The 19,214-nt window shown below is 61.6% G+C and carries 12 protein-coding genes; 6 read left to right on the forward strand and 6 right to left on the reverse strand.

Translation table 11 applies throughout. The annotated features are described in order from the left end of the window. Positions 1 to 536 precede the first annotated feature (536 nt). A complete protein-coding gene (locus BCEP18194_RS00005; RefSeq protein ID WP_011349219.1) occupies positions 537 to 845 on the forward strand; it encodes a hypothetical protein in 309 nt (102 codons plus the stop codon). A gap of 179 nt (positions 846 to 1,024) precedes the next feature. Here the strand turns inward: BCEP18194_RS00005 and gcvA are convergent, their stop codons facing one another. Continuing rightward, complete coding sequence (gcvA, locus tag BCEP18194_RS00010) at positions 1,025 to 1,930, reverse strand: transcriptional regulator GcvA (protein ID WP_011349220.1); 906 nt, start codon at positions 1,928 to 1,930, stop codon at positions 1,025 to 1,027. A 139-nt stretch (positions 1,931 to 2,069) separates the two neighbouring features. Between gcvA and BCEP18194_RS00015 the strand changes: the two genes are divergently transcribed. The 3 genes from BCEP18194_RS00015 to BCEP18194_RS00030 all read left to right on the forward strand — a co-directional run bounded on the left by BCEP18194_RS00015 (position 2,070) and on the right by BCEP18194_RS00030 (position 5,847). Next, positions 2,070 to 3,368, forward strand: a complete 1,299-nt coding sequence (locus tag BCEP18194_RS00015) for an adenylosuccinate synthase (RefSeq protein ID WP_011349221.1) — start codon at positions 2,070 to 2,072, stop codon at positions 3,366 to 3,368. A gap of 299 nt (positions 3,369 to 3,667) precedes the next feature. Beyond that, positions 3,668 to 4,609 (forward strand): LysR family transcriptional regulator, encoded by a 942-nt coding sequence (locus BCEP18194_RS00025; protein ID WP_011349222.1) that lies wholly within the window; start codon positions 3,668 to 3,670, stop codon positions 4,607 to 4,609. A gap of 266 nt (positions 4,610 to 4,875) precedes the next feature. After that, on the forward strand, positions 4,876 to 5,847 hold the full coding sequence (locus tag BCEP18194_RS00030) for an aliphatic sulfonate ABC transporter substrate-binding protein (RefSeq protein WP_011349223.1): 972 nt from the start codon (positions 4,876 to 4,878) through the stop codon (positions 5,845 to 5,847). A gap of 12 nt (positions 5,848 to 5,859) precedes the next feature. On the opposite strand, the gene BCEP18194_RS00035 is transcribed toward BCEP18194_RS00030, so the two are convergent. From BCEP18194_RS00035 to BCEP18194_RS00045, 3 genes are all read right to left on the reverse strand, one after another. After that, positions 5,860 to 7,278, reverse strand: a complete 1,419-nt coding sequence (locus BCEP18194_RS00035; protein ID WP_011349224.1) for a M20 family metallopeptidase — start codon at positions 7,276 to 7,278, stop codon at positions 5,860 to 5,862. Between the two features lie 29 nt (positions 7,279 to 7,307). Continuing rightward, complete coding sequence (locus tag BCEP18194_RS00040; RefSeq protein ID WP_157687075.1) at positions 7,308 to 8,363, reverse strand: porin; 1,056 nt, start codon at positions 8,361 to 8,363, stop codon at positions 7,308 to 7,310. Positions 8,364 to 8,512: 149 nt separating this feature from the next. After that, positions 8,513 to 9,844: an MFS transporter gene (locus tag BCEP18194_RS00045; protein WP_041492376.1), complete on the reverse strand. Its 1,332-nt coding sequence runs from the start codon at positions 9,842 to 9,844 to the stop codon at positions 8,513 to 8,515. Between the two features lie 557 nt (positions 9,845 to 10,401). On the opposite strand from BCEP18194_RS00045, the gene BCEP18194_RS00050 reads away from it, so the two are divergent. Further along, entirely contained in the window at positions 10,402 to 11,229 is an 828-nt protein-coding gene (locus BCEP18194_RS00050) for a hypothetical protein (protein ID WP_011349227.1), read from the forward strand. A gap of 73 nt (positions 11,230 to 11,302) precedes the next feature. Beyond that, a complete protein-coding gene (locus BCEP18194_RS00055; protein ID WP_050781519.1) occupies positions 11,303 to 12,616 on the forward strand; it encodes a hypothetical protein in 1,314 nt (437 codons plus the stop codon). 289 nt (positions 12,617 to 12,905) lie between these two features. Here BCEP18194_RS00055 and BCEP18194_RS00065 read toward each other — a convergent pair whose 3' ends face one another. Both BCEP18194_RS00065 and BCEP18194_RS00070 read right to left on the reverse strand, forming a co-directional pair. Then, the gene (locus tag BCEP18194_RS00065; protein ID WP_011349229.1) at positions 12,906 to 14,003 is read right to left on the reverse strand and encodes a hypothetical protein; all 1,098 of its coding nucleotides are present in this window, start codon (positions 14,001 to 14,003) and stop codon (positions 12,906 to 12,908) included. Between the two features lie 6 nt (positions 14,004 to 14,009). After that, on the reverse strand, positions 14,010 to 19,202 hold the full coding sequence (locus tag BCEP18194_RS00070; protein WP_041492378.1) for a hypothetical protein: 5,193 nt from the start codon (positions 19,200 to 19,202) through the stop codon (positions 14,010 to 14,012). Positions 19,203 to 19,214 lie beyond the last annotated feature (12 nt).

The following is a 19,214-nucleotide window of genomic DNA, read 5'->3' on the forward strand; positions in this document are numbered from 1 at the left end:
GCGACTGCTGTGCGCTGTGGCAATGCAATCGCGCATGCCTTGATCACGGAAAAGCCGAATCGTGGTCGTTTATGGGAGGAACCGTCACTTGAACCGCGTCGACTGGCAACGCAACACACAGTTCGACTGCTGATGCTGTGATCGCGATTGATCTGATAACAGTCAAATCAAGCGTCGGCGTGCCGGCAACCCCACCTATGAAACAGTCTCGGGTACCTCACACCGCACTGCACCGCGCGTACATGAGCCGTCCTCGTCACCGAAGCGCGGGTACACCGACCGTTTCCTGTTTCCACCACAGCGCGTGTCGGCGCGCGCCGACACGCGCCACACAGTTCGTCCTGCCTGTGACCGTCGAGCGGCATCCACGTTTTCTCCCATACGTGTATCCCAATTCCGCTCTCACGTTGACGCCACATTTTTCGCGGCGCGGTTATGATGCACAGGTCCCGAGCGCGGCATGACAACCGATCGGGGCAGGGGCGGTATCTCGATGGTCTTTCAATCCGTGATAAACCAGAAAAGAGAGTTCAGCGATGCGAATCCAGATCAGAAAACTCACGCTGGCTGCTACTGCAGCCGCGTTCCTGTTCGGCTCGGCAGTTCCTGCTTTTGCGCAGACCGACGCCAGCGCGCCCGCGGCACAGGACGCGAAGGCAGCGAAGAGCCAGGCACGCAAGGCGGCCAGGGCCCAACGCAAGGCAGAGCACAAGGCGGCACGTGCGAAGAACACCGCCGAGCTGAAGAAACTCGAAGACGCTGGTTACAAGCCGGCGGCCAATGATCCGAACTATCCGCAGAACCTGCAGAACGCGCAGAAGAAGGCTGCCGGCGCTGGTCAGTAAGCGTCGTCCGGCGGCAAGCCACGGTTCGATCCGCGGCTTGCCGCGTGCGTCGCGGCCTCGCGGCGCACATCGAAAACGACATTCCAGGTATCGACAAACGCAAACGCAATCCATACGCTTGCATCATTTGATTCGGATTCCTGCGTGTCTTGGCGCGCGCGACCCGCACACCGACGCGGTCAGCTCGGCCCCAGCGGCGCAGCCGCATTTCCCGTCACCTTCAGCCATTCCTTGAACGCCCGCACCGCTTCGTCGTTCGCGCGTGCGGACGCCACGTACGTGAAGTAACGCCACGGCGGCAGCGCCGGTTCGCTGAACGGCTGTACGAGCCGACCTTCGGCGATGTCGTCTGCGACGAGCGCGATCGGCCCCATCGCGACGCCGAGCCCGTCGAGCGCGCCTTGCAGCGTCAGGTAGAAATGCTCGAGCGTGAGCGAGTGGCGCGGCACGAGATTCGGCTGCCCGGCTGCCGCGAGCCATTCGGGCCACATGCCGGGATAGGTGGCCGCGTGCAGCAGCGTGAAGCCGGCGAGATCGGCGGGCGTATGCAACGGCCGCCCCTCGAGCAGCTTCGGCGCACACACCGGCAGCCGGACTTCGGACAGGAATTCCTCGGCAACGTAACCGTCGATGGCCTGTGGGCCGCCGCGAACGATCAGGTCGACCTTGTCGCGCAGCTTGTCGATCGGCTCGTTCGACGTCGACAGCCGCACCTCGATGGCCGGATGGGCGACCTGGAACGACGACAGCTTCGGCACCAGCCAGCGCAACGAAAACGTCGCGGGTGCGCTCACGCGCAGCACGCGCTGCTGCGCATGGCCGAAATGCTGTGCGGTGGCGAGCGCGATCCGGTCGAACGACGCGCCGACCTCGGCGAGATACGCGCGGCCCGAGTCGGTCAGCTCGACCCGCCGGTTATGGCGCTCGAACAGCGGGCGTCCGAGCCACGCCTCCAGCTGCTGCACGTGCCGGCTGATCGCGCCATGGGTCACGCACAGTTCGTCCGCGGCCAGCGTGAAACTGCCGAGGCGCGCGGCGGCTTCGAACGCACGCAGGGAATTCAGCGGAGGGAGTCGTCGGGCCATGGCATCTTTCGTGTGAAATTTACTCACACGATGGTTCAGGATTAATCGTTTGATCGGGTGCTTAAGCTCCGCCAATATGGCACACAAACGGCCGGCTCGGCCGAACGATTGTCTGAATTTCTCACATGGAGTGCGGAGCATGCCGAACGTGGTGGTCGTGGGCGCCCAATGGGGCGACGAAGGTAAGGGGCGCGTCGTGGACTGGCTGGCGGCACAGGCCGATCTCGTTGCACGCTACAACGGCGGCCACAACGCGGGTCATACGCTGGTGGTCGGCGGCAAGACGTACAAGCTCGCGCTCCTGCCGAGCGGCGTCGTGCGCGGCAAGCGCGGCGTGATCGGCAACGGGGTGGCGCTCGATCCGGAAGCGCTGCTCGCGGAAATCGGCCGGATGGCCGAGCTCGGGCTGTCGGTGACGCCGGACAACCTGTCGATCGCCGAGAACGCGACGCTGGTGCTGCCGATCCACCGCGCGATCGACCAGGCTCAGGAGCGCTTGCGCCGCGAGCCGATCGGCACCACGCTGCGCGGGATCGGGCCGGCCTACGAGGACAAGGTCGGGCGCCGCGGGCTGCGCGTCGGCGATCTCGCGGAACCGGGCCGGCTCGCCGCCAAACTGGATGTGCTCGTCGACCATCACAACGCGTGGTTCCGCGGCCTGGGGCTCGACGAGTATTCCCGCGACGCGATGCTGGCGACGCTGGTCGACCTTGCGCCGCGGATCCTGCCGTTCGTGCGCCCCGTCTGGGCCGATCTCAACGACGCGACCGACCGCGGCGAGCGCATCCTGTTTGAAGGGTCCCAAGCCGTGATGCTGGACATCGACTGGGGCACGTACCCGTTCGTGACGTCGTCCGGCACCGTTGCATCGGCGGCGGCGGCCGGCACGGGGCTGGGTGCGTCGAAGCTCGGCCACGTGCTGGGCGTCACCAAGGCGTATGCGACGCGGGTTGGCGGCGGCCCGTTCCTCACCGAGCTGTCCGACGCGACCGGCGAAACGCTGCGCGCGCGCGGGCAGGAGTTCGGCGTGAATACCGGCCGGCCACGCCGCTGCGGGTGGCTCGATGCCGCGCAGCTGCGTCAGGCCGTCAGGATCTCGGGCATCGATTCGCTGGCGCTCACCAAGCTCGACGTACTCGACGGTTTCGAGTCGATCGAGCTGTGCGTCGGCTACGAATTCGATGGCGCGCGGGTCGATCATCTGCCCGCGAGCCTCGATGCGCAGTCGCGCGCGAAGCCGGTGTACGAGCGGTTCGACGGCTGGCGCGGTACCGTGAAGGGGGTACGTGAACGTGCGGCGCTGCCGCGCGCCGCGCAGGATTTCATTGCACGCGTCGAAGCGGTCGCGGGCGCACCGGTCTCGATGATCACGACCGGCGCGGAGCGCGACGACACGATCGTGTTGCGCAATCCGTTCGATGCGGCCGCCGGGGCGTAATGCGTCAACCATGCCGTGAATCGCGGGGCGGCACCGTGGTCGCCGGGTAGTTTTTGCCGATCCGATGCCGCTCGTGTGCCGGCGCGACCGGTCGCGCATTCGCTCGGGCCGGACATCGCGCACACGGCGACTCGGCGACTCGATTCGGCGTCCGGATTACGCCGCATACGGCGAACTGGACACGTCAGCACTGCTGCTGTACTGTTCCGCACAATTCGCGCCAGACCGGCCTGCGCCGGAGCCGCCGGCACCGTGGCCGCGCGGTGGCGCGACGTGATCTCAATCCCGGGGACAGGTCGATGGACACGTTACAGATGATGCGCATTTTCGTCCGGGTGGCGGAGGAGGGCAGCTTCACAAGCGCGGCCCAGCGCCTGGACATCACGACGGCCTACGCCTCGCGGTCGGTCGCGCAGCTCGAAACGCACCTGCGCACGCGCCTGCTCAACCGCAGCACGCGCCGCATCGCGCTGACCGACGCCGGGCAGCGCTATCTCGACCGCTGCCAGCGCATCCTCGGTTATATCGAAGAAGCGGAATCCGAGGCGGCCGACGCACAGGCAAAGCCGTCCGGACGGCTGCATGTCCATGCGACGACGAGCTTTGGCCAGGCCTACGTGGTGCCCGCGGTCGTGCGATACCGGCAGCGCTATCCATCGGTCGCGGTCGAGCTGACGCTGTCGCAGCACGTGCCCGACATCATCGACGAAGGCTACGACGTGTCGCTGCAGTTGAGCGCGACGGAGTTGCCCGATTCGGGGCTCGTGTCACAGCGGCTCGGTGAGGTGCACAGCGTGTTGTGCGCGTCGCCCGCGTATCTGAAGGAGCGCGGTACGCCGCGCACGGTGCGCGAGCTCGACGGCCATGCGTGCCTGCAGATCGTCACGCCCGTGTTTCCACGTGATCGCTGGCATCTCGACGGCCCCGACGGCCCCGAAACGTTCGACCTGCCGTTGCCGGATTTCCAGGTGAACATCGCCGATGCGCTCGGCGCCGCACTGCGCGCGGGCCTTGGCATCGGTTCGCTGCCGATGTCGTCGGCATTGCCCGCGCTGGCGAGCGGCGCGCTGGTGCGCGTGCTGCCCGACTACCGGTTGCAGAAGCTGACGGTCTACACGCTGTATGCATCGCGTCAGTATCTCGACGCGAAGATCCGTACGTTCGTCGATTTCCTGCGCGAATGCGTGCCCGAAATGCTGGCCACCGACGAGGCTGCGCTGCACGCGTCCTGCAAGTCCTGAGGTCATGCTGTCGGCATATGAGCACGGCGCCGTGCATCGATCGCACGAATAATATGTAGTCCTGTATTTGAGGCGGATATCGGCCGCCTCGTCACGACGGCCCGGGCAATGACGCGCGGATAACCGGCGTGCCCTTATGAAAGCGCTTGCTTTCGATATCGAACATCGTTGGTTCGGTGCGTGGCGCCAACCCCCTAGAATCGGTTCGACCGGCTTCATCGCATGCGTGCGCAAAGCTGCATCCTCTTCATCGAACCCGATACGACATGGCAGACCAACACTCCACAACCCGCCGCCGGCTCCTGCATGCCGGCCTGGCCATCGCGGCGGGCGCCGCCGTGCATCCGGGCTTCGCGCTGGCGAGCACGGCCGGCGTGCGTACGTTGCGCATCGGCTATCAGAAAGGGCCACTCAGCCTGTTGAAGGCACGCGGTACGCTGCAGAGCAAGCTCGCGACACTCGGCGTGACCGTCACGTGGACCGAGTTTCCGTCCGGTCCGCCGCAGCTCGAGGCATTGAACGCGGGATCGATCGACTTCGGCGATGTCGGTGAGGCACCGCCGATCTTCGCGCTCGCGGCCGGCGCACCACTCGTCTATTACGCGCAGACGCCGGCCGGCCCCGCAGCCGAGGCGTTGGTGGTCGCGAAGGATTCGCCGGTCAAGACCTTTGCGGACCTGCGCGGCAAGCGCATCGCGCTGGTGAAGGGATCGAACACGCACTTCCTGCTGGTCCGGCTGCTGCAGGCGGCCAAGCTCAACTATGCCGACATCTCGCCGGTCTGGCTGTCACCGTCCGATGCGCGCGCCGCATTCGAGAATCGCTCGGTCGATGCGTGGATCATCTGGGATCCGTTTCTCGCGGTAGTCCAGCAGGCGTTCGGTGCACGCATCGTCGCGGATGGCACCGGGCTCGTCGAGAATCGCGGCTACTACTTTGCGTCGCGCACGTATGCGCAGCACAATGCCGACGTGCTGGACGTGGCCGTGTCGGAATTGACGGCAGTCCAGCGATGGCTCGATGCGAACCGCGCGCAGGGCGCGGCCGAGTTCTCGAAGCTGTGGGGGATTCCGGAGCCCGCGGTAGCGCTCGCGTTTCGCCGCGCGCGCTTCGGCGTCGAGCCCGTCACGCGCGACACGCTCGCGTATCAGCAGCGCATCGCCGACGTGTTCTACCAGGCCGGCGTGCTGCCGAAGCGCGTCGACGTCAGCCTGGCCGCGCCACCCGCGCTCGCTTGAAGGTGCTGCCGGTCAACGGCGGAACGGCAGTGCGACGTCGTCCGGAATCGGGCACACGTACGGCCGGCCGCCGCGCCGCTCGAGCAATTCGGCCTTCGCCTGCGCGAGCGTGTCCGGTGCGCCGAGCAGGTCGATCGCGGTCGCGGCCATCGTCTTCGCTGCAAGCAGCATGCCCTTGTGCGCGAGCGGCGTCTTGCCTTGCGCAACCCACTGCCACGAGTGCGGCGGCGTGCCGAACGCGTAGCAGCTCGTATGGCATTGCGCGGTCGGCGTGACCCAGCTCACGTCGCCGACGTCGGTCGAGCCGCAGATCGGGCGGCCCTTGCCCGGCTCGTACGGATCGATTCCGTCGAACAACGCTTTCGGATTACGCCACGCCTGGTTCAGCGAACGCGATGACGTTTCGATATCCTGAGCAGTGAGCGTCTGGCGCTGGTACGTATCGGCAAGCGCGGCGTCGTCCGCGTCGAAGCCGGCGGTGCCGATCGACTGCAGATGCCGGTACATGACCTGGTTCAGCACGGCGTTTTCCAGCAGGTTCGAGCAGGCCTTGTCGAACACGATCTCGAGCCGGCAATCGGTCATCATCGCCGCGCCGCGCGCGACGTTCTTCACGCGCTCGAACAGCTCGGCCGCCTGGTCGTTGCGGGCCGCGCGCACGAGGTACAGCACTTCCGCATTGGCCTGCACGACGTTCGGCGACAAGCCACCCGTGTTCGTCACCGCATAGTGCACGCGCGCTTCGGGCAGCATGTGTTCGCGCAGGTAGTTGACGCCCACGTTCATCAGCTCGACGGCATCCAGCGCGCTGCGGCCGAGATGCGGCGACGCGGCGGCGTGCGACGCCTTGCCCGTGAAGCGGAAGTACGCCTGGATGTTCGCGAGCGAACCGGCCGGAAAGATGCCGGTGTACACGTGCGGGTGCCACGACAGCGCGGCGTCGAGATCGTCGAACACGCCGGCGCGCGCCATGAACGTCTTGCCGGAACCGCCTTCCTCGGCCGGGCAGCCGTAGAAGCGCACGGTGCCGGGCTGGCCCGTGCGTTCGAGATGCGCCTTCACCGCTGTCGCGGCGAGATGCGCGGCGGTGCCGAGCAGGTGGTGGCCGCAGCCGTGGCCATTGCCGTTCGAGATCTCGCCCGACGGCTGGCAGGTGAGTGCGCCGGCTTCCTGGCTGAGCCCGGACAACGCATCGTATTCGCCGAGGATGCCGATCACGGGGCCGCCGTCGCCGGCTTCGGCGACGAACGCGGTCGGAATGTCGGCCACGCCGCGCGTCACGCGAAAGCCGGCTTCTTCCAGCATCCGGATGTGCAGGTCGGTCGACGCGAATTCCTCGTAGCGCAACTCGGCGAGGTTCCAGATCCGGTCGGACAGCTCGGTGAATTGTGCACGCTGGCTGTCGATGAAATCGAGGGCGAGTGAAGTCATGAATTGCTCCTGTGAAGAGACTGGCGCGGTCAGAATTTCTGCCGGAGGCCAAGGGCGAAGACGGTGCTGCTCATGCCGGGGGCGGACATCGGTGCGGAGCCGAACGACAGCGCCGACTGTCCGGTGTTTCTGAAGCCGCCGAGCCGTACGTACACACCGGTGAGTTTCGAGAACTGGTAGTCGTAGCCGAGCAGCGCACCGAGCGCGTGGCTCGCCTGGCCGGCGATCGTGCGATACGCGAGGTCGGCGCGGATCGCGTGCGGGCCGCGCTGCCAGATCGCACCCAGCGAATAGACCTGTGCGACGAGCGTGCCGGGCGCGGTGGGGCGCATCAGCGTGTACGCGAACGACGCGAGTGTCGGACCGAACGCATACGACGCGCTGGCCATCACCGAATCGGTGCGCGGGCCGTCGGGGGCGCCGCCCGGCGTCGACGACGTGGCGGCCCACATCGCGTTGTATGCACCGCTCAGCATCACCGGGCCGCGTGCGAAATTGGCGACGGCCCCGGCGTTGCTGGCGATCGGGCTCGCGCCTGCCGCGTTGCGGAACGCGTAGAGCACGGTGACGTCGAGCCCGCCGTAGGTCGGCGTCTTGTAGCTGATCGCGTTCTCGATGCGCCCGGGCAGCGACGCGGCACCGCGCCCGAGATCGCTGCCGATCAGCGCGGTGCTCGCGAACGGCGACAACTGGCCGACGAGATAGAACGGATCGGCCGCTTCCGGCACGATCGCCGGATACTGCTTGCCGAGCTTGATCGTCCCCCAGTCCGCGGAGCCGATCGCGACGTTGGCTTCGCGGTTGTAGAACGATGCTGCGCTCTGCGGGCGCCCGGACATCAGGTCGAAGCCGCTTTCGAGGCGGAAGCTCGCGCGCAGGCCACCGCCGAGATCCTCGCTGCCGATGAAGCCGAAGCGCGACGTCGACGCACCGCCGCTCATCAGGCCGACGCTCGTCTGGCTGCCGATGCGCGCGTATTGCAGGAAGCTGTCGAGCGCGCCGTAGATCTGTACGTTGGCGCGGGCCGGCGCGGCCCACATGCAGGTTGCCGCGCAGCACGCGGCCATCAGGGTTGAATTGCGCACGTTTGTCTCGTGATGTCGCGATCGTCGGCGCGCGAATCGCAGGCGTGCAAGGGCCCGCCCGCGCACGCGTCGACGTCGCGGATTCTGTTGTCTGATAGTGGGTGGCGCGGCCGGTATCCGGCGTCGCCGTGAATGAAGCGGCGCGCTGTTCAGCGGCCGTCGTGATGCGAGTCGGCCGGGCGTTCGCGGAAGCGCCATAGCGCGATCATGCTGACGGCGCCGCACGCGAGCACGTACCACGCGGGCGACATCGGATCGCCGGTGCGATGCAGCAGCCACGTGACGTTGAACTGCGCGAAGCCGCCGAAGATCGTCACGCCGAAGCTGTAGATCGTTGCGAGCGCGGTGGCGCGCACGCGCGGCGGGAACGCCTCCATGATCAGCAGCAGGAACGCGGAACTGCCTGCGGTGGCGAAGGCCATCACGACGGTGACGATCGCGACCATCAGCCCCACCGACGGCGCGGCGATCAGCAGCCGGAAGGCGGGATACACGCACGCGAGCGACAGCAGCCACGTGACGGCGATCATCGGCTTGCGGCGCGGCAGGCGATCGATGATCCACAGCCCCGACACGAGCGCGGCGACGATCATCGCAAGCCCCGACGCGCAGCCGGCGAGCAGCGACGTCGCCATCGGCAGGTGAAGCGTGCGTACCGCATAGGCGGGCATGTAGAACACGAAGATGTAGAGCGTCGACGTGCCGCCGATGATCATCAGCGTGCCGAGCACGACGCGGCCGAGGTAGCGCGTGAACACTTCGCGCACCGCGCTGCCGTCGGCATCGTGCGTCGGCACATGCGTTTCGTCGAGATGCCGGCGGATGTAGAAGCCGACCGGGCCGAGCAGCAGGCCGAGCAGGAACGGCACGCGCCAGCCCCAGCTTTCGAGCGCGTCTGCCGACAGCACGGCCGACAGCAGCGCACCGCTGAGCGCGCCGAGCAGCGCCGCGACGCCCTGGCTGATCATTTGCCAGCTCACCATGAAGCCGCGGCCGGACAGCGGACCCGATTCCATCAGGAAGGTAGTCGACGCACCGATTTCGCCGCCGGCCGACAGGCCTTGCAGCAGCCGGCCGATCACGACCAGCACCGGCGCGACGACGCCGATGTGCGCATAGGACGGCGTCAGCGCGATCAGCGCGGTGCCCGCGATCATCAGCTGGATCGTCAGCGTCAGCGCCGCGCGCCGGCCTGCGCGATCGGCGTAGTTGCCGATCAGCACGCCACCGAGCGGGCGCATCACGAAGCCGACGCCGAAGGTCGCCATCGCGAGCAGCAGTGGCCCGGCGCCCGAGTCGACCGGAAAGAACGTCTTGCCGATCAGCGCGGCGAAGTAGCTGAACACGGTGAAGTCGAACATCTCGAGCGCGTTGCCGGCCGAGGTGGCGATGATCGTCCGGGTCTGCGCCGAGCGGCGGCGCGGGGCAGGCGGCGCGTCGACGAGCGGCGTGGCGGCGTCTTGCATCGGGGATGTCTCCATGGGTATCGGTATCGTGAGCGCCGCATGGATCGTCAGGCATCCTGCGAGAGCTGGCCGCATGTTAAGACCCGGCAAAACATCGCGATACGCGCAAATTTTTATCCTGATAACATTTGTTTATCTCCTGATGCCTTTCGTCCGTCTCGTCCATTCGTGTTGTCTCTTAGAAAAGATGTCCGCAGTCTCAATAAGTTGTCTTTGAATAAAAAGTGGCCCGTTCTGGGGCATGAGCTCAATCTGCGGTGTCTTGGGCAGAATATTTAGTCAATTTTTGGGGAAAGAAGATCTTGACGCATTCTTTCATCGTGACGTTGCATCGTTGATGCATCAGTAATTAACGAGTGCGGCGGGCCTACTCTCGACGTATGTGCGAGGGCCGAGACGTTCTTTGCTACCAAAAGATCGAGACGGGAAGGGGTCTCTGAAAGCATGGCGCTGTAATCCATGAAATGGGGCCGTGCCGGCCCGTGGTCGAGTCTGATCATCGTTCCGACAGTCGTCGACCAGATTGAGTCGTGCTATGTTTATGCGCCGGAACAAGTAAAAGCCACTGGACCATGGGCCAACAACAAGACCTGTACGACCGCTGGAAACGGGCGAAAGCGCAACTGAACGACCTGTTCAAGAAGCCTGAAAACACACTCATCGTTCACTACTCTTGCGAGAGTTTCTACGACCAGACCAAGGCGGACTCGCCACGTGTCACATCGATCGCAGTAAGAAACCTGCAATCCGGGCAGACGCATTCGTTTTCGATCCATTTTGCTGCTGAGCGCGCTCATGCTCTCGACCAGATTGAAAATCGGTACGACGAGTTTGAGCAGGCGATGCTGACGGACTTTTTTGCGTTCGCTCGCGACCATCAGTTTCACACCTGGCTGCACTGGAACATGCGAGACATGAACTATGGTTTCCCGGCGCTGGAACACCGTGCGGCGGTGTTGGGCTCACAAAGTTTCCACATCGACGAGAAGCAACTGGTGGACTTGTCTCGCGTGCTCATTGCGATCTACGGAAACAAGTACACGGGTCACCCACGCATCCAGTCGCTCATGGAAAAGAACCACATCACGCCCCGCGATTTCATGGTCGGACAGAGCGAGGCCGACGCGTTCGAGCAGAAGCGGTTCTTGGACATGCACCGTTCAACCCTGTCGAAAGTCGACGTGTTCGCCAACTTCGCGGAGCGCGCGCATAGCGGGACGCTGAAAACCAATGCCAACTGGTTCGAGCGGAACGGGCGCTCGTTCAAAGCCGGAATCGAAAAGATCAGGGAGCATTGGTTCTGGGGGGCGTTGATTGCCGTGGGTTTTGGAGCCTGGAACTACCGCGATCAAATCGTCCAGATTTGGGGCTGGGCCTTGAAACATCTGGGGCACGGCTGACGGACGAAACCCGCACCGTGTGCGATCAGCGGTACTGCTTGACGTGCTACATTCCTCGACAAAACAACGGGGGATGAACGTGCGAAGTTTCAACAGCGTGGTGGACGAGGCGCGGTTGGTCGCCAGTCCGGCTGAGACGGTGGCCAAATACCTTGAAGATCGCGGCGTGCAGGTCGCAAAGCAGCCGTTCAGCGATACGGTTGACGAGCAGTTCGAACAGGCGCTGCTAGAACGGCACGATCCACTGATCGATCTCGCCCTTGCACGATGGTGCTGCTACCTTCCGACAGGGCGGGCCTTGCTTGCCGCCAACGCTGGTGATGGCACGCATGCCCTTGCCATCCGTTTGTCTCTTCTCTCGAACGTTGCCGTCGGTGCGAGCTTTATGAGCAACGGGCCGATGGAGTTCTTCGCCAACAGCCCGATGGACTGGTTCCCGTCTGCAACGGATGAGGAACTGACTGCTTTTTTTAAGAATCCATCCCTGAGCAACGAGTTTTTTGAAGCGTTTTTCAACGGCGGTCCATCCTGGACATGCCTCTCGGAGCCGCAGCGTTTGACCGCACTACGCGCTGTGACGGGTAATCCTCGCATGAGGATACCTTACGATCAGGCGTTCGCTGACGGTTACGCCGAGTTCTTGCATAACAAGGTGTTTGAGGCCGCCTGGAACATGGCGACGACTGTGCCAAACACCCGTGTTTGGGCATTTACGCTAGGGTGGCTGTTCGATGTTTTGCTTCCCGTCGGCCACGGCATCGATGACCCCCTGACCTCTGCGGCCCGATGGACGCCCGACGATGACGAGGGTATCAAACACGGGTCACTCTCATCGTTCCAAAACGTTCGCAAGGGGCTTGCGCGTCTTGCCTTGGCGAAGAATGCCAAGCGGACGGATGAGTTCCTGACGAGCGACGATCCTGCTCTGCGTGCAGCGGTGTACGCATCGAGTCCGTTGAGCACGGACCAGATAGCATGTGCCGTTGAGCGCGACGGCGCCATGGGGTTCGACGAGATGGTGCGCAACACGAAGTTGTGGCGCGAGCAAGAGCATCGCGACGCGCTGCGTGCAGCTTCCTGGGTGGTGATCAACGCCGATTCACACTCCGATCTGCTGCCGCACAACCTCTTCACCAGGATGCGGGAACGGATGGAACATGAGCATCCATCGTGGTTCAGCAACGTGGTAGCCTGTGATCCCGATGATCTAGACTTGCCGGCAACTCGGGCAGATATGCATCGCGTGCTCGAAACGTTGACGGGCTCGAACACCGGTCTCGGACTCCAACAGGTCAGCGCTTCCATCCAGGCGCTGAACAAGCGCCTGGGCTGGGTTTGGTGGTTCTCGTTGGGCGCGTTGCTTGCTACCGCCAGCCATTGGTTGTAACGGACCACATCGGCCAAACAAGAAACGGGGCCTCGCGGCCCCATTGTCGTTTACTGGTTCCCGATGCCGCGCTCGGTCTCCCTGACCTGCTCGCGTTGCTTCTTGCGCATCCATGCCTCGGTGATCACCGGCCTCATACCGTATCGCGAGTAACCATCAAAGTTTTGGATGAGTGTCTTGACCGCGTTGGTGTCATAGAGCAGGCAGACGTCTAAGACACGTTCCGTCAACCTGTGGCTTAGTGCCGCCTGCTTTCGAAGATTCCATCATCTCCAGAGCCCAGCAAGCTCTAGATCGCGAGTGGCTTGCCAGCGAATTCCTCGATTTGGTTTGCTGTGACCAATTCCTGATCTGCAGCCCATTCGTTGCAGTAGCGGAGCATGGCCAAGGCATCCGAACGTGTGGCTCGAAACATAGCCTGACCAGACTTTCCGACGGCTGACACATAAGGATGCCGGTTGTCCTCCACCAGGACGGCCTCGAGCATCGGTCCATATAGTGCCGATAGTCGTACATGAGAATGGCGTTTGGCGATTCGCTCGTGAATCTCCATCCCGGCGATGTCAAGATCGCCCCAGAAGGTGATGTTGGGGTGATTGAGCAACTCTCTTGCAGAGGGTGTTCTAGATCCCTCACGTACCAATGTCACAGCACTGTAGAAATACTCCTCGACCATGCCCGCGAGTTGGTTGCCGAAATCCTCCGATGCTTTGCTCAATCCGAAACCAAAGGTGGCGATAAATGCGCAGTGCTCAATAGCCGATGTCGTGACTGCCAGTTCAAAAGCTGCCGGATTTTCCACCAGCACTACTGCCTCAGGATTGGATGCCCCGGCGGTGATGACATAGGGAGGATGGTAGGGAAATCTAGAAAGATCGATACCGAACGCTTTGATGGCGCGGGCCCCTAGTTTGCTCAACATCTTCGATGAGCCTCGCAGATACCTTGCACTTACCAAGTAGGCAGGACTGCCGGCGAGTGCGAGCTGATCCTCACGTAGCCGAATAAGTCCGTCAAGGATTTTAGGGAATTCCGAGGCGTCCATGTCAGCTAGGCTGGCCCCGCACTCGAACAGCGCATCGCGGTCGGAATCGGAAAGCCGCTCGCAAGTAATCAGGGCATCTTTCCAACCCTCGGCCCAGGATGGTGGCGGCAGCGGCGGCAAGTTCACTTTCACGCGACCCACTGGATTACCGGTTCCTGACCACGAGCTTGCTTCGATCCACCCGCGCGTTCGCATGTCCTTGAAACCGGCCCGAATTGCTGCCGCGTCCAGGCCAGTCGCGTGTGTCAGCCGGTCGATCAACGTACCACCCTGCAAGACGGTGCTCTTACGGGTCTGTTGCCTCAGTACATTGACGAGTTTTTCTATGTTTTCGGCCGCCATGATGTCCTAGCTGCTGAATTGCGATCCGAACACGCCTAGCGAGCCGGGCGGAGCCTTATGCGGGTCGACCGTGAGCCACGAATGCTTGCCGCCGTTCGCGCGATATGGCCGCCCGACGAAGTACGCGGGGAATATCTTAGGGTTGTTGATGTATCTCGGGTGATGGATCATCCCGATTAACTGGAAATGGCCGGCAGACAGACGAAGCGACTCCATCGCCGAATCGATCATGTCGTCGTGACTGAGATTGGAGAAGAGTCCATCCAGGATGACAAAGTACCGCTCCTTGCGAAGCGCGGCACGGTTTTGCCGCCTCATGCCACCCGCTTGATCGATTGCCTGCCGCAGGCGGAACTCGGCGAGCTTCGCGATCCACATCAGACTAATCGCGGTCCGCATGCCCTCGCTCAACCCCTTCGAAGTCAAAGGGTGCTGCCCGCCTTCCCAGATGGAGGGATGGCGAAACTCCACACTGACATCGGAGAACAGCGAGCGATAGACTTCGGTGCGCAGTTCGTCGAGTGCACGCTTGCGGTGTCGTTTCTCAGCGACCAGGGAGCTGGAATCAGCTTTTCGTCGCATTTCGGCCTCGATGTTGCTATAGAGGTGATCCAGAAGATCGCCAATCTTATCTTCGGTTATGACGTTTGCGTTGACGTAGAAGCGAGAAGTCGGAGTCGTCGTCATCGCCTCATCCAGAATTGACAGAGCCCGTTCTGCGTCCTTTGCCAATATCGTCAGCATCTCTGTTGTCTTGTCGCGGGCAAATTCGAGGCTTGTGGTCGCCTGCTGTAGTAGCGCTCTATTGCTCGCAAGACTGACCTCTATCTGAGTCTTCATTTCCAGCGGTGCATCAAAGCGATCCTGACTTAGCAACCATTCGGCGTTGAGTACAGATAGTCCTCTCCGAGTTCCAGTGATGATCTCCGTGCAGAAGCTACTCTTGCGATCCTGGTATTCGCGGGTCAGGCGTTCGGTAAGGCGTCTTGCTTGAGCGATGTCTTTGGACTGTCCTGCTAACCCCAGTTCACCAGCCAAACGGCTGATCGTGCGAATATCATCGAGGAAGAACGGATCGCCATCTGCACGTTCGAGCTTACCGCGTATCGAATCGGCGTGCTGATAAAGCGCGGTATTCTCAAAACGGGGGGCACCTTCAGTCACCGCGGCGCGAATTTCGTTGAGGCTGTTCGATACCGCACGGAACTCGCCCAACAGCTGGCAGGCTGCTTCATGTAGGGCATCCTGATAGTTCTTCAGCGTGTCGCGCCTCTCTATTTTTTCCTCTACGACTAAACGATCCTGTTCCTGCTGTCGATTCGCCTCCGTCACCTTAATTTCCACGCTGGCTTTGCGAGTAAGCAATTCCTGTTCGCTTGTCTGGCCATCTCTGGTTGCATTGACGTAACGTTGGGCGTGAGGGAACTGACTCTGGTAGCTTTTCCGTGCATCTGCGCGACGTTTGTCGATTTCCAGAGATATGCGTGATTCTTCATGAGTCTCCATGAACGCAAGATCTTTGCTCTCGCTGAAGCTTACCAACGCTTCGAGATATTGCTTGTTCTCGAGGTAAGCTGCCGATGCGTTTGATTCAGTGTCGCGTGCCGTGGATAAATGATTTTCGTCTTCGTTGACGTTGTGAGTTGCCGAGACAATCTTCGTTGCTATCGCACTGAGTTTTTCCGTACTGACCTTAACTACGTTCTCAAGTCGCACAACTTCCGCATCACCATCAACGTCCCGGTATCGACGCATCGCGCTGACCGCGGCATGTATGTCGTCTTGATCTCTCGCCTCGTACCATTCTCGCGAGCGCCGTAGATCCTCGGCTTCTTCGGCGATTTTCTGAAGATCCTGAGTGGCTTTTTGAAGCGCATCGACGCCGTGCTCTGCCAACAAAGCCTGATAGCGACGCATATCCATGATGACTTCACGCACGGTGTCGGAATTGCGCGCCTCGTGCCATTCTCGTGCTTGCCTCAAGACGTCAGCTTGCTCATCGAGTTGATGCAATTCCTCCTCAATCCGTTCTGCAACATTCTCGCCGTGCTGCCTGATGAGCGATTGGTATTCGCGTGTATTCTGAATACTGTCCAGTGCTTCAGAGGAATTCCGAGCCAAGACATCGGGCAACTGCTTGCGCAGTTCTTTGAATCGCTCGGAACTCGCAGTCAGTTCTGTCTCTGCATTGGATGTTTCGGCCCGTGCAGCATCGCGGGCGAGCAGCACGGATGGGGACGTCTCCGAGAGGTGGCCAAGTGCCTCTTCCTCTCGCGCGAGCAGCTCCCGAAGCTCACTGAGCCGTTGCTTGGCCAAAGTTCGCTCTTCTTCCACGGCGGCTGGATTCAGGAGGCAATGCACCAGGCGTGTCTTGATGCCGGCAAGCCACGTATATGCACATTCGCCTTCCAGGGCCAGTGCCGGTGCGTCGCTCTCCATTACGTCCCTTAACCGGCTGGCGATTAGGACGGGCATCATGAACTGACCATCATGCAGGATGCGAGCGGCCTCGGCCGCCTCCTCGATGGATTCCACGACCGGCGCAAATAGCAACGCGGAGAAGTGCGTTAGCCATTGCTGTTTCACGGTAGGTGGGCAGTGACTCTCGACGAAGATGTGAAGTGGAACGAACGGAACCGCTTCGTCGAGAAGAGCATGGGCGCAAGCTACATCTTCCGGTCGGGCCACCGGATCGGACATCAACTCAGCGAGTTGGCGTTCTGCCGTCAGGATCTGCTGGTTGTATTGGGCAATTTGACGAAGTCGTGTCGCGCGCTGTGATTCCATATCAGCGAGCCATGCGGCAGCGGTCCAACCTGGATGCTCGTCGCGAAACAGGTTGAGCCTGGACACTTGAGATCCGAGCGACTCGACGACGGCTTCGGTCAGAGCGATATCTTTCTGCAAGTCGGCACGCTCCTGGCCGGGATCGAGCATCGTTGGATCGGTGTTCCCGAAAATCCGGTGGAATATCTCGACGAACGATTTCAAGCTCTGGATGCGCGTATGGAGTGCATCGGCCGCGCCTCGCCTCGCTCCTAGTGCTTTTTCTTGGGTAGAGATATTTTGAAGAGCACCGGAAATGTCGATGCTCTCTGCATCCGCATCACCGAACAGTTCGCGGTAGCGCGGAACAGTCAGCGAGAGCACTGAAATCGTGTGCAAGAATCGTTCACGCTCCTCACGGCGCTGCGCGAGCGCTTTCTCGTCGTCGGTAATCTCTTTGATGTTCCCGCGGATGTCAATGTCATGGGGCAACGTATCGCCGAACCACTTCGTGTAGGCAGGCTGATGTGATTGCAACTCGAGCAGTACGTCAAGCTGCTGCTGATTTTGCTTGTATTGCCCCTCCTGTTCCACCTTCGACACATTGAGCTGGGCTAATTCTGCCTTGGAACGCTCCAAACGTTGCTCAGCGTGGGTCCGGTCGTCCCGAGTACTGGTGGCCCGTGCGGATAACTCCTCTAGCCGGGTGCGCGCTGGGATACCGGCGTTCTTCTGGCAGAAGGCTCGGTGGCTGTCGAAGATACTTTCGAGGCTGCCGACGCGCTTGTCGTGGTCCGATAGGGCGCCTTCTGCTGCGCGAAGCTCTTTTTTGACCTGGTCAGTGAGCAACTCGGGGGCGTTTAACTCGTCCGAAGTGAAATGGCCGCTCGTGGCCAAATCCTCGTAAGCCCCCTTGGCTTGGTCGTATTTCGTAATCCTGTCGCTCAATTCTCTGACTTCGATCTCCCACTCGACGATTTCACTCGCCCGACATCTTATTTCTTCCTGATGCTGCTTGATTTCTGTCGCAAGCCGACGTGCGATCGTGCGGTAGCTATTGGTGTCGGCAGTGTTTTCCACCCAGGCGAACGCCTGCTTGAGTGTGTCGGTGGCTCCGGCTAGTCTTGCCGTGCCGACTTCTCGCAGTAGCGGCACAAGTTCAAGGGCGGTGTCCAATGTGTAGCCTTTTCGGGCGTAACCACCGCCTTTGGGGCTTGTCTTCAGATCGAGATTGCAAGCAAAATCAATGACTTGCGTTTGATCTACTTCTTGCTTCAAGAGGCGCTGTCGTCCAGAAACTTGGTTTAGAGCACTCGCCTCGACATTCGTAAGCTTTTCGAGGCCTGCATCCAGGATCATTGCCCCATATATCTTGTCGATCACAATGTAGGGTACGATCTCGCCCACGCGTCCGGACGGCTGTCGACGTACATCCAGCAGTCCTGGAAGCGGATCGTTACGCACAAAATGCCAGACCAGCGCACCGTCGCGGGCGATGTTCGCGATTAGCCTTTGATACTCGCCATGGCCCTCGTTGGCCTTCTCGCCGGCGATCACCAAGCCGGCGAGATCGTGCACGATTCCTTCCTGTTCCCTTATGACTTGTTGTTCCTGTTCCGCTTTGATGGTGGCTGACGCCATCTTGCTGAAATGGGCATACAACAAGTCCTCGAAATTCTCCCGCGGATCGTCGGGATCGCTTTCCGGTTCACTGGTTGATATAAGGAGTTCCTGCGCAATAACTGTCCGGAAAAACGCCTGATCGAAGCTTTCGTCGCCATCCACCTCGACCTGATGAAGCTGAGCGGACTTGTCGCCGCCGCCGGCAAGATGGAACTTGACCTGCTGTGCTAGCACGCGGCTCGGGATGTGGCTGGTGATGAGGGAGCGCCACTCGTGCACCGACGAAATATTCCACGTGCCGCCTACGAGCTTCACGACCTGCTGCACCTCCGCCTCGTGATGATACAAATATCCGCCTTCAGTACGATCGAAGACCGGGCAGTCTTCCAAAACGCCCCGGTAGTAGTAGAACCTCGGTTCGTCGCCCTGATAAGCACACAGACCGAATACATGATGATCGTTCTTGTTGGGAAGGTCTTTGGGGTCCAGCAAACCTTCGTCGAGATTCAGGTCAGTCTGTGAAAGATCGTCCTGCAAGTCCCATAACTGAACGCGGATATGAGACGGGGCGCCACATCGACGGGGGGTAAACAGCGGTAGGGCGATACCCTTGAGTTTGGTGTCGCGGCTCAGCAAATAGAGCAACGCGGAGATCATGTTGGTTTTCCCGTGGCCGTTCGGGATGTTGATCGCGGTCGAGTACTTTAGCGGCGAGAATTCCACGACCCGCATGGCAGGTTTGCGGTCCCTGCTGTCCGGGTTGCTGTAGGTCAGAAAATTGACATACTGGATGCGTGCTATCAGCGACATGATTCGCTATCC

This window comes from Burkholderia lata, from assembly GCF_000012945.1.
Classification (GTDB): domain Bacteria; phylum Pseudomonadota; class Gammaproteobacteria; order Burkholderiales; family Burkholderiaceae; genus Burkholderia; species Burkholderia lata.